The sequence below is a fragment of the Duganella sp. AC237 genome (assembly GCF_979254035.1).
This window is the reverse complement of sequence record NZ_CEEDEW010000003.1, coordinates 5,436,533-5,456,994: the sequence shown is the minus strand read 5'-3', so window position 1 is coordinate 5,456,994 and position 20,462 is coordinate 5,436,533. Positions and strand designations below refer to the sequence as shown.

The window sequence follows — 20,462 nt, the reverse complement described above, 5'->3', positions numbered from 1 at the left end:
TTCGCTATGGGGTTCACTTTAAGCCGAGGTCTTTTTTGATTCGCTCAACCAATCCCTTGCTGATTTCCTTTGCTCCGTGGTCTGGGAAGGTAGAGATTCGATCATTCAACGTAACCTTGTAGTGACTGCCTCGGCCAGGCGTAAACTTCGCTCCCTGCCGTTCCAGCCAACGTCGGAATTCGCTGTATTTCATGAGCCCTCCGGGCGTTGGCCACGGAGATCATCATACAACACATCTGTTTTTAAATAACAGATGTGTTTAAAAATCTCGGCTAATGTTAATGCTGGTTTCGGGCGCGCTGGTTGGACAGATAGATGTTGTCGCGCTCGATGGTTTTGCCCTCTTGCACGGCCTTTACCCAGTCGGCGGTGCTGGTCACTGCCGCGAAGTTCGAATGGAACACCGTGCTGTAGACCCGGTGGATCTCCTCAGCACTGGCCCTGCCCGCCGCGTTTTGGTACGGCAGCGAGCCGGTCGCATCAGCCAAAAACTCCACCGTCAGACCGTCGTGCGCCGCGTGGTAGATCGTTGCCGCGTCGCAGTTGTGCGTCATGTAGCCGGCGATGGTCAGGGTGTCGATTTGCTTGTCTTTGAGCCATTGCGCCAGATCAGTGCCGGCGAACACGCTCGAGGCTTGCTTGTGGATGTGATGGTCGGCGCGGCGGCCTGCCACATCCGGGTGCAATTGCCATGCCGGCGAGCCGACCGCGAACACCGGCGACTCGGCGGGCGCGTCATGCTGGACCGTGATTACTGGGATGCCCGCCGCCGTGGCGCTGTCCATCGCCAGCGTGATGTTGGGCAGCGAAGTCGATACCGGCGGGAACTCAATCGGCAACTGGCCGGTGAAGTATTCGTTTTGCACGTCGATGACGAGCAGGGCGCGGCGCGGGGAGGTGGACATGGTGGCTTCCTTGGGTGGTGGATGATGGGTCCATTGTCGGCCTATGCCGCGCGCCCGGCCAGTGGCCCGAAGGCACTGTTGCGATATAATCGGGCCATGACCATTTCAGACCGTCCCATCAGCGTCGCCGTGATCGCCTTCGACGGCATCACGCCTTTCCATCTGTCCGTGCCGTGCCTGGTGTTCGAAGCGGGCCAGGAAGCGGGGCAGGCGGGCTTCGACGTGCGCGTCTGCGCGGCCGATGGCACGCCGCTGCGCACCTCCGCCGGCTTCGCCATCGCTACCGACTACGACCTGGGCGCGCTCGACGACGCCGACATCGTCATCATGCCGTCGTGGCACAACGATTGCCGGGCGGCGCCGCCCGCGCTGCTGGCGGCCTTGCGCGCCGCCCATGCCCGTGGCGCCCGCGTGGTGGGGCTGTGCCTGGGGGCGTTTCCGCTGGCCGAGGCCGGCCTGCTGGACGGCAAAACCGCGACCACCCACTGGCAATTCGCCGCCGCGCTGGCCGCGCGCCATCCCGGGATCGCGGTCGATCCCGACGTGCTGTATGTCGATGCCGGCCAGGTGTTGACGTCGGCGGGTGTCGCCGCCGGCCTCGATTGCTGTTTGCATCTGCTGCGCCAGCTAAGCGGCGCCGATGCGGCCAACCGGGTGGCCCGCCAGCTGGTGATCGCGCCGCACCGGCAGGGCGGCCAAGCGCAGTTCATCGAGCGGCCATTGCCCGTGTCCAGCAGCGATGGCCGCTTCGCCGACGTGCTGGAATGGGTCACGCAGCGCCTCGGGCAACCCCACAGCATCGACGCGCTGGCGGAACGGGCGGCCATGAGCCGGCGCAACTTCACCCGTCATTTCCGCCAGGCCACCGGCACCTCGTTCAAGCAGTGGTTGCTGGGCCAGCGGCTGGCGCACGCGCAATGGATGCTCGAAAGCGGCGACGCCTCGATCGAGGTGGTGGCGCAGGAGGCGGGATTCGGCTCGGCGTTGTCGTTGCGGCAGCATTTCCGCGCGGTGTTGCAGACCTCGCCGTCGGCCTACCGTGGGACGTATCGCCGCTAACCCTGGCTACATCATGCCGGCGATGCGGGCGTTGCGTTCGCGTTCGAGCTTGGTGATGTAGCGCTGCACGTAGGCCAGCGTGCTGCGCTGGATGTTGACGAACTCGCAGCCGAGGCGGCGGTTGGTCTTGTTGTTGAGCAGGGTCAGGTCGAGCGAGTTGCGCACCTGCAGCGCGGTGGTGACTTGCCCAATCTCCGGCAGGTCGATGCGGCAGTTCGGATATTCCTTGCCGATGGCGTCGCCCAGGATCATCTTGTTGTCCAGGATAGCGATGCCGCCGCAGCTGATGTCGGCCAGCGGGAAGGTGGTGATGCCGCCCAGTTCATCCGGCAGCGTGACGACCACGCGCACCGGATTGGTCACCGGCGTGGCGATGCGGTAATACTCGCGCCGCTGCAGACGGATCAGCGTGGGCGGCACGGCGATCTTGAAGACCGGATTGCCTTCGAAAACGGCCGCTTCGACTTTTTCGGCGGCGAACAGGATGCGTACCTTGTCGAGCGTGGTTTCAAACGACAAGCCCTGCGAGGCCAGGATGCGCTTGTTTTGCTCCGGATCGATCGAGCAGTCGAGCAAGACCGTGTCGAGCTGGTCGTCGACGTCGAGGATGGCGGTGACGCAGACGTCGGACTCGCCCTGGATCAGCATGCGGATCAGCTGGTTTTTCTCACCGATGCCGCGCAGCAGGGAAATGATCTCCTTGCGCGACTCGATTTCATAGTCATGCCAGTTTTCCAATTCGACATCCTGAAAGTGTGGATACATCTGGGGCCGGCGTCAAATTTCGGTGAGTGGGAGGCTGGTGTCCGGTGCTTCGGGAAGCGGCAAGCCGGACTTTTGCGCTGATTCAATATGATATAGCCATGCCAATAGTTCCGCAATCGTCCTATAGAGGGTGGGCGGAATTTGTTGATCTAAATCCACATCCATGAGCAGAGAAACAAGTTCCCTGGATTCGTGGATGAATACGCCTGCCTCCTTGGCGACGCCGATGATCTGCTCGGCCACCAGCCCGCGCCCCTTGGCGACGACCTTGGGCGCCGGCGCGCCCTCCTGGTAGGCCAGGGCCACCGCCTGCTGCAGCGGCCGGCGCGGGGCGTCATCCGCCATCGCCGCCTCCGTTATCCTGGGTGATCAGCAGCGACGACAGCGGCGCCCCGGCCGCCTCCATCGCCTGCTCCAGCCGGCCGGCGTGGGTGCGCAGGGTGTCGGCGGCGCCGTCGCTACCGGTCTGCACCTGTATGTGGACTTGGTCGCCGACCAGGGTGACCGAGGCCGACACCTCGCCCAGCAGCGGAAAGCGGAAGCGCACGCCGCTGCGCCAGATCTGTTCCGGCGTGTCATCGCCGGCGCCGCCGTCCTGCTTGCCTTTTTCGCGCTGTTCGCGCCGCACGTCCCACTGCATCGGCTGGCCCGGCCACGCCTCGCCCTGCCACTGGACGCGGCCCTGCTCGTGGGTGTGGAGCTGCTGGTTGATCATCTGCGCGGCCGTCAGGTCGGGGCCGTTGGCGGCTGCGCGCGCGGCCGTCTGCTCGCCGGCTTGCGCCATGCGCTGCATCTGCGGCTCGCGCATCAGTTCGGGCAGGGTGCGCTCGCCCTTGACCCATTCCGTGACATGGGACTCGTAGAACAGGCCGCTCTTGGAGATGGTGTCATGCAGCTTTTGCGCCAGCGCGTCGGTGTCCGGCAGGCCGCTGCCGAGCAGTGCGGTCTTGCCGATCAGCGCCAGTTGCGCCACCTGGCCGCTCTGGGCCGTTGTCAGCACGGTGGTCAGCACGCGGGCGGTGTTGCTCAAGGTCGATTGCGGTGTGGTGTGGTCGAGCTCCGGCAGTTCGCTGGACGGCGTCAACGGCGCCTTGCCCAGCAAGGTGGCCGCCAGGCTTTGCGGCTTGACGGCGTCGGCGGGCAGCGGCGTCGCGGCGGCTGATGCGGCTGATGCCGCTTGCGCGGCGGCGGGCTGGCCGGCGGCGGTTGGTAGTGGGCGTCCCGCCGGTCCGGCCGCTGCGGCGTCGGCGGGTTTTCCCTGCGCTGCGGCGGCCTGGGCAGCCTCGCTGCCGGGCCGTGCCACGGCCGGCTGCGTGCCTGGCTGGGCGGCGGGAGCGCCGGGCGCGACACCGGGGCGGGCCTGGCCGGGAAGGGCGTCCGGATCGGCGGCGGCGCCGCTTTCAGCTTGGCCCGGCTCGCCGGGGACGGTGGTGGCCGGCGGCCGGCCGGTGCCGGCGGGCTGGCCGGCGGCTTGCTGCGATGGCAGCGACGGCGAATACAAGGCCTCGCCACCTTCGGCGGCGGCGCCTTCGCTGTAGACCACGGTGGGGGAGGCGCCCGGTGTGCCGGTGCCGAGCTGGAAGGTCGGACGGGGCGAGGCGGATAGGACCGTCAGCGGCACTTGGTCGCCGACGTTAACGCCCGGCGGCAACATCATCCGCACCGCGTTGTCGGCCACCTTGACCAGCGAGCTGCCGTCCTTGAAGCGGGACATGACCTCGGCCGTCACCGACTGGCCGACCATGCTCTGCATGGCGCGCTGGAAGGCGACCTGGCGCTCCTCGCCGACGGCCGCGCCGGCGCCGATGCCATCGGCCGGCCGGACGGGCAAGACGGCGGCGTCAAAGCGCGGCAGCATGACGCCGGCCTGCTTTAAACGCTGCCGTAGGCGTTAACCACGCGCCGTTCCGTGCCCGTCGAGTTGATCAGTTTGGACAATTGCTCCATCCACGGCATCGTCAGGTCGCGGATCCGGCGGTCGGCGTTGAGCATCTGGCGTATCAGTTCGATCTTGCGTTCGCGCTCGGCGCCGCGCATCGGCGCCGGCGGCTCCTGCTCGCGCAGCGACTTGGCGTGCACGGCCACGCGGTCTTCGAGCAGCACCAGCATGTCCCAGTCGCTGCGCGTGGCGGCCTGCACCATCTGCTCGGTCAGGGCGGCCATGGCGGCGTACACGGATAAAATTTCTTGGCTCGTCATCATGGATCAGGCGCTCGCGAGGTTGGGTTGTTTGATGCCGGTGACGGCGGGGGTGTCGGCGATGGCGTTCCAGGCGTCGCGCAGCTCGATGAGCAGGCGCTGCACTTCCTCCAGGATGGCCGGGTCGTTGGTGATGTTGGCCGTCACCAGGCGCCCGCTCATGTATTCGTACAAGGAGTCGAGCCCCTCGGCGATCTCGCCGCCGGCCTTTTTGTCGAGCGCGGCGCGCAGGCCGCTGTCGATGATCATGATGGCCTTGGAGATCGACTTGCCTTTCTCGGCGATATTGCCACTGCGCATGCCGTTCAACGCCGTGCTCAGCGCGACCAGCGCGCCGTCGAACAGCATCACGATCAGCTTGTGGGGGCTGGCGGCCACTACACCTGTTTCCATGCCGACCTTGGCATAGGCATGCACGCCAGTTTGTCGAGATCCGAACATATTCCGTCTCCTGTGAATGGGTTCGTGTTACCTGTTGGCCGCCAGGGCGGCCAGTTGTTGGGTCAAGAACGACGTTGTCGTGTTCATGCTGGCGATCATGGTGTCGAGCGCCGAATACTGCTTGCGGTAGCGCGCCTCGATATCGACCAGGCGCACGCTGAAGGCGTCGCGCTGCTTGGTGATGTCGGCCACGGTTTTGTTCAGGCCGGAAGTGCGGCTGGTCAGCGCGCCCTGGGCGCCCAGATAGCCGGCCGCCAGCGTGTTGAGCTGATAGGCATAGCCTTGCGAGAAGCCGAAGGTGCCGCGCGAGCCGATCTTGTCGCCCTCCACCGTCAGTTTCAGGCCATCGACGTCGGCGCCGGGGGCGCCGGTGAGCGTCTGACCGTCACCGGTGGCGCTGAAGCCGCCGATGGTGCCGGCCACGTCGACACCCTTGACCGGGGCGCCGGCACCGAAAACGGTGGAGACCGGGCTGCCGCTGTCGCTCGAGACGGTGATGTTCGACTTGGAACCGTAGCGCGTCGATTCAAGCTTGAGCTTGCCGTCATCCCCTACCGTGGCCGCCACGGTCGCGCCGGCCGTGGAGAACTGGCTCACACCGTTGATCGCCGACTGCAGCATGGTCGCCAATTGGCTCGGGTTGTAGGTGCCGGCCGGGATGCTCACCGTTTGCGTGTTGTTCAGGTTGGCCGGCACGGTGTCGTTGAGCGTGATGGTCCAGCTGGTGCCGGCGTCGATCGTGGTTTCGGCCGGCAGCGCGGCGCTGCCTTGCAAGTTGCCCTTGGTGGCCAGCTGCGTGATATTGACCGCGTAATCGCCGGCCTTGGTCTTGGCGCTGGAGCTGACGAATTTCACCTCCGGATCGGTGCTGCGCCCGACCGCCGCAAACAAACCGGCGATATCGTTATAGTTGTTGTCGATGGCCTTTTGCAGCTTGGAACTGTCCAGGGTCAGCGTGCCGTCCTTTTGGAACGCGATGCCGAGCTGCGACAGGTTCGTCAGGCTAGTCCCTTGCAAGCCCGTGATGGGGCTGGACATCTGGGCGCGGATCGACGCTTGCAGCGTGCGCAAGGTGGTGTCCCCAAGCAGCGGACCGCCGGTTTTCGTGTCGGCGTTGTAGCCGCCCAGCGCGGTCATCTGCGTGTTGAGTTCGTTGTACGCCTTGACAAAGCCGTTGACGGAATTGGTCAACGCCCCGGTGTCTTTGGACACCGTCAAGGTCGACGCGCCCACTTTGAGCGTGCTGATGGTTACGCCCTCGATCGCGCCCGAGATGCCGAGGCTGGAGCTGGTGACATCGATGCCGTTGACGGTGGCCTTGGTGTCCGAGGCGGCCGCTTTCTGGCTCAGGTTCTGCACGCCCTTGGGATCGTAGGCCAGCAGGCTCTCCAGCGCCGGATCGGCCGGGTCGCCGCCGGTGCCGGCCAGCGTGATTTTCATCGTCGAGCTCTGGCCGCTGTTGGTGGACGTCAGGATCAGGCGGTTCGGGGTGGCGTTTGGACCCGTCGAGCCGTCCTTGACGATGGAGGCGGTGACGCCGAAATTGCCTTTGTTGATGGCGTCCCGGATGCCCTCCAGCGTGTTGTTCGAGCTGTCGATGACGATGTTGCCGCTGGTCCGGTCGGCGTCGGCCGCGAAGTCGGCGCCCAGATAGGCGCCGCCGGTGCCGGCGGTCAGGCCGGCGCCTTCCGGGTTGGTGCCGCCGATCTTGATCGGGCTGCCGTCGGCCGACACCAGTGAAATCGACGCGACCGCCGTGGTGCTCGAACCGATGTTGGCCGTGCCGCTGTTGCCGATGCCGCCGGTCACTGTGCCGGAGACCGCTTCGGCGACGGCGATGTTGCTGCCGTCGGCGTTGGTGAATTTCAATGTGCCGTCGGCGGCGCTGCCGGTGTAGGTGATGTTGGCGTCGGCCAGCGCGCGCGCGGTGGCCGTGTTGCCGGTCAGGGCGGCGTCGATCGAGGCCGCCGTCACGCCGGCCCCGCCTGCCACGCCGTCGGCCTGGACGGCGATTTCCACGCCGCCGACCGACAGCGAATAGGTGCCGCCGCCGCTGGTGTCGACCTGGCCGAAGCTCGACGCGCCGGCGGCGCCGAACAGGGTGGCGCTGGTGACGGTGGCAGCCGCCTTGGCCGACACCCCGGTGGTGGTGCTCTTGGCGTTGATGGCGTCGGCCAGCAGGCGCGCGCTGCGCGTGGTGCCGTCGGTGGCGATGGCCGTGCCGTTGATGCTCAGCGCGCCGGGCGTGAGGCCGCCGGTGTTCAGGCTGGCGCCGAGCGCGGTGCCGGTGATGCCGAAGGTGCCGCCGCTGACGGCGCCGAGCGAGAAATTGATGGTGGTCTTCGCGCCCAGGCCGATGGCGGCCGTGGTCGATTTGTAGCCGTTCGAGGCCAGCACCTGAGCTTGGGCGATCTGCGTGACGTTGACGCGGTAGCTGCCCGGTTTGGCGCTGCTGGTGGCGGTGGCGGTGAAAATGGAAGCGTCGCCCGGCGTCGTCGACATGGTCTGGAAGCCGCTCAGCGACGTCAGGCTCGACAGCGACGACTGGAACGCGCCGAGCGCGCTCGACAGGTTGCCGAACGCCGACACCTGCGCCAGATAGCTGGCCGACTTCTTGTCGAACTGCGCCAGCGGCGCCGATTCCGCCACCATCAGCTTGCTGATGATCTCGTTGACCGGAAGGTTCGAGCCGATGCCTGGTGATGAGATGGCCACAATGCGCTCCTAAGTAAAGCAATAATATAAGACAATATCGGCAGAATCAAACCGGACTTGAGAGGGGAGATTACCGGCCTGTTCGGGCAAAGCGGAAAAAACAGGCGGCAGCGCCGCGTCGGCGGGCGCCAACCACGTGGGCGCGAGGGGAAAAGCTGGGCATTGCCTCTAAGAAGCATGCCTGAAAAGAAGAAAAAGCGGCGCGCGCTCGGCGCGGCCGCTTCATGCGGTTTGCTGGATCAGCAAACCGGCGGTGCTGGATTTCGACTCCAGCGCTTTGGCAATTTCCAGCGCTTCCGGGGTCGGAATCTGGCGCAGCACTTCCTTGGTGGTCTGGTCGATCACCTTGACGACGGTGCGCTTGCTGTCATTGTCGATGGAAAACTCCAAGCCTTGCGACTTGTCCTGCGACGCCTTGTTGAGCTGCGAGACGGCCTCCTTGAGCTGCTCGGAGGTCGGCACGCTGGCCGGGCCCTTGACGGCGGCCGCCGTTTCGACCGCGGTGGCCGGCGCGCGCGGGGCGCCCAGCGACGTTGCCGCATCGCTGCCGACGGCGGCGCGATCGGCCTGGCGGGCCGGGGTGGCGGAGCCTATGGTATCGATAGTCATGATGCTTTTCCTTTACGAAAAATCCCCGGCTGACGAAAATCAGCCGGGGAACCTAGTCAGAGTGCGGCGCTCAGGTGCGCCGGCTCATCCCCGGATCTTAACCACGCAGCAGCGACAGCACGCCGTTCGGCAGCGAGTTGGCCTGGGCCAGCATCGCGGTGCCAGCCTGTTGCAGAATCTGGCCGCGGGTCAGGGTTGCCGTTTCCGCAGCGAAGTCGGTATCTTGAATCCGGCTACGCGAAGCGGACAAGTTTTCCGTCGTCGTGTTCAGGTTGGCGATGGTCGAAGCGAAACGGTTCTGGATCGCACCGAGCGCAGCGCGGTTGCTGTTGATCTGGTTCAACGCCGAGTCGATGGTTTTCAGTGCCGCGTTCGAGCCGGCGACGGTGCTGACGTCCAGCTTGGCAACCGATTGCAGATCCGAACCGAACGAGTCGGCCGCCGTACCGCCCAAAATCGCGGTGCCGGTCGAGCTGATCGAGAAACCCGAGTCCGACGAGAAAGCCAAGGTGCCACCCACGGTTGCCGAGGTGCCGGCCAAGGCCAGCGCGCCGGCCGGCGAGGCCGCGGTCGTTCCAACGGCCGGGGTATCGGCACCAGCCACTTCGGCGGCGGCCAAGGCATTGGTGGTGGCCGTGCCCAGCGAGTCGCTGATGTTGATGTCGTCGCCGTTCTTGTTGTTCAGCACGAGCGAGGATGCGCCGGTCGCGCCGTCTTTCTTGATCGAGGCGGTGATGGCGGTGGTGCCACTCTGGGCGTTGATCGCCTGCGCCAGGGCCGACAGATCGCCACCGACGACTTTGGCCGAGATCGTGACAGCTTTCGAGGTCGCGTCGTTGGCGGTCGAGTTAGCGCCGCGCAGGTCGAATTGCACCGAGCCGTCGCCGATCTTGGTCAACGTGGCGGTGGTCGACGCTTGGGCGGTGACGCCGGTCGTGCCGCTCAGCGCGTTGACGTTGGCGGCGATTTTCGCCGCGCTCGCACCGGTGGAACCGGCCACTGCCGCGTCAGGACCTTTGATCAGCACGCTGGTGCTGACGCCAGAGCCCGATTTAATGGTCAGCGTTTCATCGGCAGCGATGTTGTTGGCTTTGTCGCCGACAGCACCGATTTTGACTTGGGACAACGCAGTGGCGCTGCCTGCGCCGGTCGCCGATTTCAGCGAGTTATTGCCGAGGTCCGTCGCTTTGGCCGACTGCACGCCGACGTTGATGGTCTGGCCGGAGTTGGCGCCGACCTGGAACTGGGCCGAGGTCAGCGAGCCGTCCAGCACGTTTTGGCCGTTGAACTGGGTGGTGTTGGCGACGCGGTCCAGTTCTTGCGACAGCGACGAGACCTCGTTTTGAATCGATGCGCGGTCCGAATCGGAGTTGGTGCCGTTGGCGGACTGGACAGCCAGTTCGCGGATACGTTGCAGCAGATCGCCAGCAGTGCTCAAGCCACCCTCGGCCGTTTGAGCCAGCGAGATACCGTCGTTGGCGTTACGCGCAGCCGTTTGGTTACCGCGAATCTGCGACGTGAAGCGCTCGGAAATGGCCAGACCGGCGGCATCGTCCTTGGCGCTGTTGATGCGCAGGCCGGAAGACAAACGCTGCAACGAGGTCGACAGGGAAGCTTGCGAGGTGCTCAGGTTACGTTGCGAGTTCAGCGATGCGATGTTGCTATTGATGACTTGTGCCATGATGTTTCTCCAGAATACTTCGATTTGGGCTAGGTGCTCATTTCACTTTGGTCTGCCTCCCTGTTCCGAGACAATCAAACCGCTGTTGTAATGATTAACGGTTGCCCTATGGGAAGCTTTAGGGTGGGAAACAGCATGAAATGTTCACGCCACCCCCTCAAGTTCGTCCCGTGTGCCCGCTTAAACGACCGCGAAACGGGAATCTTTAGGGCCAAAATAATTATTTTTCACCCTGATTTAGATGAAAAAAAAGCCCGGCGACGGCCGGGCTGGGGGCGTTTCGAAGGGTGGCAGCACCCGTTCGTGGTCGGTTTGACCACTAGTCGGCAGTCACCACCCGGTTCTTCCCGGTCTGTTTGGCAGTGTACATCGCTTTGTCGGCCCGTTTGACCAGTTCGGTTTGCTCCTCGTTGGGGCGGCGCAACGCCACCCCGGCCGAGAAGGTGATCAAGACCTTCTCGTTATCGTGCAGGAAGAAGTGCTTGGTCAGCTCGCGCTGCAGGCGCGTCATCGTGGTGGCGGCGGCCTCGACCGAAGTTTCCGGCATCAGAATCAAAAATTCCTCGCCGCCGAAGCGGGCGATCACGTCCATCGAGCGCAAGGTGTCCTTAACGATCTTGACCAGGTGCTTCAACGCCGCGTCGCCGGCGATGTGGCCGTAGGTGTCGTTGAGCTTTTTAAAATCGTCCAGGTCGAGGATGGCGATGCACAGCGGCGTGCCGCGGCGGTCGGCGCGGGCGGTCTCGCGTTCGAAGACGTCGTCCAGGCCACGGCGGTTGAGGCTGCCGGTCAGCTGGTCTTCGCGCACCAGTTCGCTCAAATGCTGCAGCTTGGCCTCGAGCGCGTGGATGCGCGACTCGGCGTCCTGCACCTCCTGGCGCGCCAGGACCATCTTGTCGCGCGCCTTGAGGGCCTCGCTCTGCACCAGGCGGGTTTCCTTGAGCACTTCGTCGAGGATGCTGTTGAGCTCGGAGATATTGTCGGCCTTGCTGATCTTCTCCGAGTAGCCGCCGATCTTCTCGTGGAAGTCGCCGGTCGAGGCGGCGACCTGGCCCAGGCGGTCGATAAAGGTCATCATCATGTTCTTGACGGTGAGCTTGACGTCCGACAGGCTGTGCTTGAGCTGGCCCTGCTTGTAGATGACTTCCTTGAGGCTGCGCGTGGCTTCCTCCAGCGCGCGCACGTCGAGCGGGCCGGCGATCAGGTTTTGCACCGATTCGATCTGGCCGCGCAGCCAGCTGTCGTCGTCGAGCAGCTCGCTGACGTTCTCCAGCAGCAGCTTGAACAGGCGCAGCAGCAATTCCTGCTGTTCGCCGCTGTCGCCGCCGCGCAATTCGATCTGGAAGCACAATTGTTTCAGCCGCAGGCCGATCTCGGACAAGGCCTCCTCGCTGTGGGCCAGCTTGGTGGCCGCGCCCAGCGATTCGGCCTCGGCCACGAGCACCGGCGCGCCGCTCAGCAGCGAGGCCACGGCGAAGGTCAGGGTGCGGCTGAGCAGGTCGCGCAGCACGCGGCTCTGGTCGTCGTCGGTGTCGACGCCGGCGATCTCGATGCCTTTTTTGGCGACGAAGTGGCGCTCGACCAGTTGCGACAGCGTCTTGGCGTAGCCTTCCCAGTCGCGCGTCTTGACGGCGCGGTTGAAGCGGCGGCCGAACTCGGCCAGGTCGCCGGTGTTTTCGGTCAGGCGCGTGGCGAACTGGCTCAGCACCGATTCCGGGCCGGGATCGACGCTTCCCAGCGGCGCCGCCGCCGGGGCTGCCGCGGCGGCCGGCTCGGTGATGCCGGCGATCTCGTTATAAATATCCCGGTACGCTTCCGGCGTCGGCGCGATGCGCCGCACGGCCAGGCGCTTGAACGCCTCGCGCGCGATGTCGGCCGGATTCTGCTCGGGAGTGGATGGTTTGGACATAGATGAAACGCGGCCTTTTAAAAGGTTTTCTGATTACACCATATTAAGACCGTGCGCCGCATCGCCATGCCCGGAAAAGGGGGCGGAAGATGCCTTTCATCACAGCATTAAATATGTGTAATCCGTCAACCATGCCGGTGGGGCGCCGACGATGGATTACCCGCCATCTTACCCGCGCCGCCGGGGTGGCCGCGTCCGATTACTCGATCAGTTGGTTTTTGATCGCATAGTGCGTCAATTCGGCACTATTCTTCAGTTTCATCTTGACCAGCAGGCGCGCGCGGTATTCGCTCACGGTCTTGACCGACAGCGACAGTTCCTTGGCGATCATGCCCACCGTTTTGCCGGAGGCGATCATCGTCAGGGTCTGGTATTCGCGGTCCGACAAGGTGTCGTGGGGCGGCGCCTCGTGGTCCTCGCCGACGTGGTTGGCCAGTTCCTGCGCCAGCGCCGGGCTGATGTACTTGAGGCCGCCGGCCACCTGGCGGATCGCCGTCACCAGCTCGCGCGGCGCGCTCTGCTTGGTCAGGTAGCCGGAGGCGCCGGCCTTGAGCGAACGGATCGCGTACTGGTCCTCGCGGTGCATCGACAGCATCAGCACGGCCAGCTCCGGCTTTTCCTTCTTGATCTGCTTGAGCACCTCGATGCCGCTGCGGTCCGGCATCGAAATGTCGAGCAGCATCACCTGGCATTCGGACTTGCGGAACAGCTTGACGGCGTCGAGGCCGTTCTCGGCCTCGCCCGCCACCACGATGTCGCGCGTCTCGGCCAGGATTTGTTTCAAGCCCTCCCGCACGATGGCGTGGTCGTCGGCGATGAAGACCTTGATGATGGCTTTCTCTGTCATTATTGTTTTCTTTTACGTTTGCGCGATGCCCGCTGTGACATTATTTCACAGTGGTAATGTTTTCTCCAGCTATTGTAGTGCCGGCCGCTGCCGCGATGAGGGTTTCGCGCGACGTATCTTGCTTAATCTTGATGGCAACAACGGTTCCGCCCCCGGCGGCGTGGCTAAGCGTTAACGTTCCGCCCAGGGCGCGGGCCCGTTCGGCCATGCCGCGCAGCCCGAACGAAGCCGCCTTGGCGCGGTCGGCCTGGCGGATGCCGCGGCCGTCGTCGGTGATTTTGAGCGACACGTGGTGCCGCAACCGCGCCAGCTTGACCGTTACCCGGGTGGCGTTGGCGTGCTTGGCGATGTTGGTCAGCGCCTCCTGGGCGATGCGGAACAGCGCCGTGGCCTGGTCGTTGTCGAGCGCGATGTCGCGCTGGTTGGCGCAGAAGGTGCTCGGCACGCCGGCCTGCTTCTCGAACTCCTTGACCTGCCACTCCAGCGCCGCCACCAGGCCCAGGTCCAGCAGGGCGGGGCGCAGGTCGAGCGAAATGCGGTGCACGGCGTCGATGGTGCGGTCGACCAGCGCGTCAACGTAGTCGGTTTTTTCGCGCAGCGCCGGATCGGCGTCGTCGAGGCGGGCCGCCAGCATGGCCAGCGCCATCTTGATCGCGGTCAGGTTGCCGCCTAGTTCATCATGGATTTCGCGGGCGATGCGGGTGCGCTCCTGCTCCTTGACGCGGTCGGTGTGCGCGCTCAGCTCGGCGAGCCGCGCGCGCGACTGGCGCACCTCCATTTGCTCCAGTTTGCTCTCGGTGATGTTGGTCATCATGCCGTCCCAGCGCACGTCGCCGCCGGGCAGCGCGTGCGGCGTGGCGCGCAGGTTGATCCATTTAACGTCTTTCCAGGCGTCGACCCAGATGCGGCCTTCCCAGTTCCAGCTCCACATCGCCGACGCCGACGCCTGCATGGCGTCGCGGTACGACCGGCGGTCGTCCGGCAGGATCAGGTCGAGGAAGCGGCCGGGCTCGGCGTGCAGCTCGGGCGCCGTCACGCCCAGTAGCGCCAGGCAGCCGTCGCTCAGGTAGGGGAAGGAGACGGCGCCGTCGGCGTGCAGCACGAACTGGTAGACCAGGCCGGGCGTGTTGGAGACGATGGCGTCGAAGCGGGCGCGCATCTCGGCCAGTTCGGCCGCCAGCGCCGCGCTGTCGTGTGGATTGTCGGAAGGTGCGTTCATGGGCAGGCCATCGATCATGGTGTCGGGGTAGGGCGCGTCAGCGCGCGCGGAAACGTTTCAGCAGGCGGCGAAAGCGCGCCGTCCAGCTGCCGGGTGCGGGGGCGGACATGGGCGCCGCCTGGCGCCAGCGCCGCACCCTGGCCGCGAAGGCGTCGAACTGGCGCCAGGCGGCCGTGGCGCGCAGGCTTGCAACCCAGCGCTGTTTCAAGGCCAGGAACCAGCCCAGCAGCCGGGCGAACCAGAGGATGGTCAGCAGCACCGGCCGCGTGAGCAGGTAGAGCCGCGCAACCGCCGCCGCGCCGACGAACTTGGCCACGACGATGACAATCAGGCCGGTCAGCGCATGGCCGTTGCCCATCGCCCACAGCGCCAGCAGCTTGACGGGAAACAGCAGCACCGCCGGCAGCGCGAATAGCACCAGCGCCGTGTACGGTCCCAGCCGGCAGATCCAGGCCTCGAGCCGGTGCAGCGGCGGCCATGCGGTGAGCCGGGCCATCAGGCGCGCGCCGAGCGTCCAGAGCCAGTCTTCCAGCAGCAGCAGCACGGCGGCGAGATACACCAGCGGCGCGAACAGTCTGCGTGCGTAGCGGCGGATGGGTTTCATTGTTTGTTATGTTGTTCCTCTGACAGCATGATACGTGAAAGCACCGCCGGCGCGGGGAATCTCGTCACGCGTGCGGCGCGGCGCGGCGTGGCGGGGGTGACAGGGGTTACAATGGCTCGCATGAATAAAGCATTTGTCAAAGAATCGGACGGCGACGACGAGGAAGCCGCCGCGCTGGCGCTGGCCATCCCGGCCGGGTCGAAGAACTACATCACGCCGGCGGGCTACCAGCGCATCAAGGATGAGCTGCTGCAGCTGATCGACGTCGACCGGCCGGAGGTGGTGCGCATCGTGCACTGGGCGGCGTCGAACGGCGACCGCTCCGAGAACGGCGACTATATCTACGGCAAGCGGCGTCTGCGCGAGATCGACCGGCGCATCCGTTTCCTCACCAAGCGCATGGATTCGGCGGCCATCGTCGATCCCAGCGTGCACCATGGCAGCGACCAGATCTTCTTTGGCGCCACCGTCACCTATTGCAACCAGAACGACGAGACCCGCACGATCACCATCGTCGGCATCGACGAGCTCGACCCGCTGAACGGCAAGATCAGCTGGGTGGCGCCGGTGGCGCGCGCGCTGACCAAGGCGCGCGAAGGGGACGTCATCACCTTCCAGGCGCCGCACGGGGTGGAGGAGTTGGAGATTTTGGAAGTGAGCTATCCCGCGCCGACAAGCGATTGACGTTGCGGATCACTTTGATCTTGCAACAGTTTTAACGGTTAAGGCGAGGGGCTTTCTCATGCCTTGTTGTCCCACGGCAGCAAGAGCCGGGAAAGCCGTTACAATGCCAAAATGAATATGGCAATTGTTAATATATCGCACGCCAAGGATGACGACGGGTCGCCCGGGATCGCCCGCCGGGCGCTCGGGCGCTGGCTGGCGGCATTGGCGATGCTGGCGCTGTGCGGCGCTCCGCTACACGCCGGGGCGGTCGATGCCTACACGCTAGACTTCAACTTCAGCCGGCCCAATTACCGGGATCGTCACGCCTTGCAGGTGTTGCAGGCGGCGTTGCAGGCGTCCAGCGCCAAATATGGTCCTTACGAACTCAGTGTTTCTCCCATGGTCATGGAGCGCGACCGCCTGGTGCTGGAAATGGTACGCGGCAAGCTGGTTAACCTGAGCGCGCAAATCTCGTCGCCGGAATGGGAGCGCAAGCTGATACCCATTCGTGTCCCCATCGACAAAGGCTTATCGAGCTACCGGATCTCGCTGATCAATGGCAGCCGCCAGGCGCAATTCAACGCGATCACCAGCGTGTCCCAGTTGAAGGCCTTGTCGTTGGGCGCCGGGCGGCAGTGGAGCTCGACCGCGGTGTTCAGCGGTGCCGGCTTCGATGTGGTGCCAGGCAATTCGACCGACAACCTGCACAGCATGCTGGCGGCGAACCGCTTCGTGCATTTTCCGCGCGGGGTGGACGAGGTGGTCTTCGAGTACGACAGCCACGTGGCGGCGTTTCCGGCGCTGACCATCGAAAGCGGCATGGTCGTTTATATGCCGTTGCCGCGCTATTTCTTTGTCGCGCCCGGCCACAAGCGGCTGGCGCAGCGCCTGGAATACGGCCTGAATTTACTGGTCGCCGATGGCAGCTTCGACAAGATGTTTCACCAAGCCTATGACGGCGTGATCGAGAAGGTGGCGCTGCGCAAACGCCGCGTCTTCAAACTGCACAACCCCCTGCTGTCGCCGGAGACGCCGTTGGCCCACAAGGCGTATTGGTACGACCCGTTCGCACAAAAGTAGGCTACCCCGCTTCGTTCGTCCATTCGTTTCATGGTGGAATCAGGAACTCGTTACAATGGACAAAATGAAAACGCCAATTGTCCAGAGGTCGGATCGGCATGATGACGGGCGCGCCCGCCGTCCGATCCGCCGCGCGCTGTTGGCGTCGACGCTGGCGCTGCTCTGCTGGGCGCCGCCGGCGCGCGCGCTCGATACCTATTCGCTCGACTTTGTCTTCGCCAACCCCGACTATCGGGACCGCTATGCGATGGGCGTGTTGACGGCGGCGTTGGAGGCGTCCAGCGCCAAATATGGACCGTTCGATTTGAACGTTTCAAAACGCATCATGGAGCGGGACCGCCTGATGCTGGAAATGGTCAGGGGCGACCTGGTCAACCTGACCGCGCAGATTACGTCGGTGGAGTGGGAACGCAGGCTGATTCCGATCCGCATTCCGCTCGACAAGGGTTTTTCCGGTTACCGCATCTTCCTGATCGACGGCCGGCGCCAGGCGCAATTCAGCGCGGTGAACACGCTGCAGCAGTTGCAGGTGCTGCCGGTGGGATCGGGGCGGCAGTGGAGTTCGACGCCGGTGTTGCGCCACGCCGGCTTCGACGTCGTGGCCGGTCCTTCCACCAACGGCTTGCTCGCGATGCTGGCGGCCCAGCGCTTCGCCTACTTCCCGCGCTCGATAGAGGAAGCGTTGTTTGAGCGGGATTCGTTCGCGGCGGAGTTTCCTGCGCTGGCCGTCGAGGGCGAACTGGCGTTGTACATGCCGTTGGCACGGTATTTTTTTATCTCGCCGAGCCACCAGCGATTGGCGGAACGGCTGGAATATGGGATGCAGTTGATCGCCGCCGATGGCCGTCTGGACCGGCTGTTTCACCAGGCGTACGATGGACTGATCGATAAGGTGGGCTTGCGCAAGCGGCGGATTTTCCGGTTGGAGAATCCGTTTTTGCCGCCCAAGACGCCGTTGGCAAACAAGGCGTATTGGTACGATCCGGTGGTGGCGCAACCCCGCTAGCCTTCAGCGATACGCTCGCGTCACCATTTAGGGGTCGTACCCCAAGGGGTACGACCCCGTCCGGCATCGCGGGTTAACTTCGCTGCGTTCGCGCAGGATGCGGTTGACGCCGGCCACGCGGCGCACGTTGCGCAGCAGGCCCGCCAGGTGCACGCGGTCCTTGACCTGGATCGTGAAGCGCAACTGGTGCAGCACGTGTTCCTTGTCCTCGTCCATGCCGACGTAGGTGATATTTGCGTCGGACTCGCCGATTTCCGCCGCCACGCGCGCGAGGATGCCTTTTTCGTTGTTGATCAACAGTTTGATGCGGCTGTCGAAGCGGCGGTTCAATTCCGTGCCCCACTTGACGGCGATCCAGCGGTCCGGCTCCTTGATCTTCTGGCGCTTGGCAACGGTGCAGTCGTTGGTGTGCACCAGCAGGCCCTGGTCGCGGCGCAGCTGGCCGACGATCGAGTCGCCCGGGATCGGCAGGCAGCACGGCGCCAGCTGCACCGACACGCCTTCGCTGCCGCAGATCGTCACCGGATCGAGTTCGGCGGCGCTGTTGTGGTCCACCGGCGCGCTGGCCGACTCGCCGCCGCGCAGGCCGAAGATGTGGCGCGCCACCAGGGCCGCCATGCGCTTGCCGATGCCGATGTCGGCATACAGTTCGTCGAGCGACTTGGCGCTCGATTCGTTGAGCAGCCGGTCGATCAGGTGCTCTTCCAGGTCGGCGCTCATGCCCAATGACGTCAGCGCCTGCGACAGCAACTGCTGGCCGAGCGTGATCGATTCCGGCAGGTTGATGGTGCGCAGATGGTGGCGGATCGCCGAGCGCGCCTTGCCGGTGCGGACGAACGACAACCACGTCGGGCTCGGCCGCGACGACGAGTCGGTGACGATTTCGACGATGTCGCCGTTGCGCAGTTCCGTGCGCAGCGAGGCCGGCTCGTTGTTGATGTTGACCGCGATCGTGTGGTCGCCGATGCCGGTGTGGATCGAGTACGCGAAGTCGATCGGCGTGGCGCCGCGCGGCAGGGCGATGATCTTCGACTTCGGCGTGAACACATAGACCGAATCGGGGAACAGGTCGACCTTGACGTGTTCGAGGAATTCGGCCGAGTCGCCGGTCTGCTGCTGGATGTCGAGCAGCGACTGCAGCCACGCGTGGGTGCGCTGCTGCAGGTCGGTCAGGTTCGATTCGCCGTTCTTGTACAGCCAGTGCGCGGCCACGCCCGATTCGGCGGTGCGGTGCATTTCCTGGGTGCGGATCTGGAACTCGACCGGCGTGCCGTACGGGCCGATCAGGGTCGTGTGCAGCGACTGATAGCCGTTCAATTTGCGGATCGCGATGTAGTCCTTGAACTTGCCCGGCATCGGCTTGTACAGCGAGTGCAGGGTGCCCAGCGCAACATAGCAGTTGGGGAAGCTGTCGACCACCACGCGGAAGCCGTAGACGTCGAGCACCTGCGAGAACGACAGGTGCTTGCTGCGCATCTTCTTGTAGATGCCGTACAGGGTTTTTTCGCGGCCGTAGACTTCCGCCTCGATGTCGGCGATCTGCAGGGTGGTCTTGACCGAGTCGAGGATCTTCGACACCACTTCGCGGCGGTTGCCGCGCGCCGCCTTCACGGCCTTGGCCAAGGTGCGGTAGCGCAGCGGATACAGGTGCGAGAAGGACAAGTCCTGCAGCTCGCGGTAGATGTTGTTCAGGCCGAGGCGGTGCGCGATCGGCACGTACACTTCCATCGTCTCGCTGGAGATGCGCGCCTTCTTGGCCGGCGCCATGACTTCCATCGTGCGCATATTGTGCAGACGGTCGGCCAGCTTGATGAGGATGACGCGCACGTCCGACGCCATCGCCAGCAGCATCTTGCGGAAGTTCTCCGCCTGCGCCTCGATCTGGCTTTGGAACTCGATTTTCTCCAGCTTCGACAGGCCGTCGACCAGGTTGGCGACCGGTGCGCCGAAGCGCTCGATCAACTCGTCCTTTTTGACGTCCTGGTCTTCCATCACGTCGTGCAGCAGCGCGGCCATGATGGCTTGCGCGTCGAGCTTCCAGTCGGCGCAGATCTCGGCCACGGCGATCGGGTGCGAGATGTACGGCTCGCCCGATTTGCGCACCTGCCCGAGGTGCATCTCGTCCGAGAAGCGGTACGCTTCCTTGACCTTTTTCAGGTCGGCGGCCGTCATGTACTCGGCCAGTTTTTCGGTCAGGTGCGTGACGGAGGCGACACCGGCGGTCAGGGTGGGCGTGGCCAGGGGCGACGAGGAAATCACTGGTTGAACGGGGGCTGGTGCGGAGGAGGCGATGGTGGAGGCAGTGCTGTCGCCCGCGTTGGCGCCCGACGTGGTTGCGGCCGGCGCTTTGGCCGGCTGCTTGCCCGGTTGCTTGGACCGGGGCTTGCCGCTTAGTGTCGGATCGGCGGGGATCAGATTCATACGTGTGCGTTCCGTCGTCATGAGAATGTCAATGTAAATACTACCTGATGGCGCGCGCTACTGCTCAACCGCTGCTCAATCGCTGCCAACGCGCATCATTCACATTGTTCGGGAACGCGGGCCCAACTTACATTGGGACCTTTTTCAACATTTCCAGACCGACCTTGCCGGCGGCGATTTCGCGCAGCGCGACGACGGTCGGCTTGTCCTTGGCTTCCACTTTAGGGGTGTGGCCTTGCAGCAGTTGGCGGGCGCGGTAGGTCGCGGCCAGGGTCAGCTGGAAACGGTTAGGAATGGTTTTGAGACAATCTTCAATAGTAATACGGGCCATGATAA

20 protein-coding genes are annotated in these 20,462 nt (G+C 64.6%); 4 read left to right on the top strand and 16 right to left on the bottom strand.

Translation table 11 applies throughout. The annotated features are described in order from the left end of the window. Positions 1–13: 13 nt before the first annotated feature. The gene (locus tag AC0IYS_RS24205) at positions 14–193 is read right to left on the bottom strand and encodes a type II toxin-antitoxin system HicA family toxin (RefSeq protein ID WP_315218649.1); all 180 of its coding nucleotides are present in this window, start codon (positions 191–193) and stop codon (positions 14–16) included. Between the two features lie 85 nt (positions 194–278). Beyond that, positions 279–905, bottom strand: coding sequence for a cysteine hydrolase family protein (locus AC0IYS_RS24200; protein WP_471707565.1), 627 nt, complete (start codon positions 903–905; stop codon positions 279–281). A gap of 117 nt (positions 906–1,022) precedes the next feature. Here AC0IYS_RS24200 and AC0IYS_RS24195 point away from each other — a divergent pair, with 117 nt between their 5' ends. Then, positions 1,023–1,964 carry a GlxA family transcriptional regulator gene (locus AC0IYS_RS24195; protein ID WP_471708930.1) on the top strand — a complete coding sequence of 314 codons (942 nt, stop codon included), beginning with the start codon at positions 1,023–1,025 and terminating at the stop codon, positions 1,962–1,964. Positions 1,965–1,970: 6 nt separating this feature from the next. Here AC0IYS_RS24195 and AC0IYS_RS24190 read toward each other — a convergent pair whose 3' ends face one another. From AC0IYS_RS24190 to AC0IYS_RS24135, 12 genes are all read right to left on the bottom strand, one after another. Then, on the bottom strand, positions 1,971–2,729 hold the full coding sequence (locus tag AC0IYS_RS24190) for a flagellar brake protein (RefSeq protein ID WP_471707564.1): 759 nt from the start codon (positions 2,727–2,729) through the stop codon (positions 1,971–1,973). Positions 2,730–2,741: 12 nt separating this feature from the next. Then, on the bottom strand, positions 2,742–3,074 hold the full coding sequence (locus AC0IYS_RS24185) for an EscU/YscU/HrcU family type III secretion system export apparatus switch protein (RefSeq protein WP_471707563.1): 333 nt from the start codon (positions 3,072–3,074) through the stop codon (positions 2,742–2,744). Further along, on the bottom strand, positions 3,064–4,587 hold the full coding sequence (gene fliK, locus AC0IYS_RS24180) for a flagellar hook-length control protein FliK (protein WP_471707562.1): 1,524 nt from the start codon (positions 4,585–4,587) through the stop codon (positions 3,064–3,066). Before fliK ends, AC0IYS_RS24185 begins: the two co-directional genes overlap by 11 nt. A gap of 14 nt (positions 4,588–4,601) precedes the next feature. Then, positions 4,602–4,931 (bottom strand): flagellar protein FliT, encoded by a 330-nt coding sequence (locus AC0IYS_RS24175; protein WP_471707561.1) that lies wholly within the window; start codon positions 4,929–4,931, stop codon positions 4,602–4,604. A 3-nt stretch (positions 4,932–4,934) separates the two neighbouring features. Then, entirely contained in the window at positions 4,935–5,369 is a 435-nt protein-coding gene (gene fliS, locus AC0IYS_RS24170) for a flagellar export chaperone FliS (RefSeq protein ID WP_471707560.1), read from the bottom strand. A gap of 27 nt (positions 5,370–5,396) precedes the next feature. After that, positions 5,397–8,084: a flagellar filament capping protein FliD gene (fliD, locus tag AC0IYS_RS24165; RefSeq protein ID WP_471707559.1), complete on the bottom strand. Its 2,688-nt coding sequence runs from the start codon at positions 8,082–8,084 to the stop codon at positions 5,397–5,399. Positions 8,085–8,306: 222 nt separating this feature from the next. Next, the gene (locus AC0IYS_RS24160) at positions 8,307–8,693 is read right to left on the bottom strand and encodes a flagellar protein FlaG (RefSeq protein WP_471707558.1); all 387 of its coding nucleotides are present in this window, start codon (positions 8,691–8,693) and stop codon (positions 8,307–8,309) included. 97 nt (positions 8,694–8,790) lie between these two features. After that, positions 8,791–10,374 (bottom strand): flagellin N-terminal helical domain-containing protein, encoded by a 1,584-nt coding sequence (locus AC0IYS_RS24155; protein ID WP_471707557.1) that lies wholly within the window; start codon positions 10,372–10,374, stop codon positions 8,791–8,793. A gap of 319 nt (positions 10,375–10,693) precedes the next feature. Next, on the bottom strand, positions 10,694–12,283 hold the full coding sequence (locus AC0IYS_RS24150) for a GGDEF domain-containing protein (protein WP_471707556.1): 1,590 nt from the start codon (positions 12,281–12,283) through the stop codon (positions 10,694–10,696). Between the two features lie 199 nt (positions 12,284–12,482). After that, the gene (locus tag AC0IYS_RS24145; protein ID WP_090322288.1) at positions 12,483–13,130 is read right to left on the bottom strand and encodes a response regulator; all 648 of its coding nucleotides are present in this window, start codon (positions 13,128–13,130) and stop codon (positions 12,483–12,485) included. Between the two features lie 40 nt (positions 13,131–13,170). Then, positions 13,171–14,349 carry a sensor histidine kinase gene (locus AC0IYS_RS24140; RefSeq protein WP_471707555.1) on the bottom strand — a complete coding sequence of 393 codons (1,179 nt, stop codon included), beginning with the start codon at positions 14,347–14,349 and terminating at the stop codon, positions 13,171–13,173. 37 nt (positions 14,350–14,386) lie between these two features. Then, positions 14,387–14,953, bottom strand: a complete 567-nt coding sequence (locus AC0IYS_RS24135; protein WP_471707554.1) for a hypothetical protein — start codon at positions 14,951–14,953, stop codon at positions 14,387–14,389. 120 nt (positions 14,954–15,073) lie between these two features. On the opposite strand from AC0IYS_RS24135, the gene greB reads away from it, so the two are divergent. The 3 genes from greB to AC0IYS_RS24120 all read left to right on the top strand — a co-directional run bounded on the left by greB (position 15,074) and on the right by AC0IYS_RS24120 (position 17,705). Beyond that, positions 15,074–15,637 (top strand): transcription elongation factor GreB, encoded by a 564-nt coding sequence (gene greB / locus AC0IYS_RS24130; RefSeq protein WP_471707553.1) that lies wholly within the window; start codon positions 15,074–15,076, stop codon positions 15,635–15,637. Between the two features lie 117 nt (positions 15,638–15,754). After that, entirely contained in the window at positions 15,755–16,699 is a 945-nt protein-coding gene (locus AC0IYS_RS24125; RefSeq protein WP_471707552.1) for a hypothetical protein, read from the top strand. A gap of 55 nt (positions 16,700–16,754) precedes the next feature. After that, positions 16,755–17,705, top strand: coding sequence for a hypothetical protein (locus AC0IYS_RS24120; RefSeq protein WP_471707551.1), 951 nt, complete (start codon positions 16,755–16,757; stop codon positions 17,703–17,705). Between the two features lie 27 nt (positions 17,706–17,732). On the opposite strand, the gene AC0IYS_RS24115 is transcribed toward AC0IYS_RS24120, so the two are convergent. Together AC0IYS_RS24115 and rpoZ are read right to left on the bottom strand one after the other, a co-directional pair. Then, the gene (locus AC0IYS_RS24115; protein ID WP_471707550.1) at positions 17,733–20,126 is read right to left on the bottom strand and encodes a RelA/SpoT family protein; all 2,394 of its coding nucleotides are present in this window, start codon (positions 20,124–20,126) and stop codon (positions 17,733–17,735) included. 127 nt (positions 20,127–20,253) lie between these two features. Further along, positions 20,254–20,457, bottom strand: coding sequence for a DNA-directed RNA polymerase subunit omega (gene rpoZ / locus AC0IYS_RS24110; RefSeq protein WP_008451304.1), 204 nt, complete (start codon positions 20,455–20,457; stop codon positions 20,254–20,256). Positions 20,458–20,462: the final 5 nt, after the last annotated feature.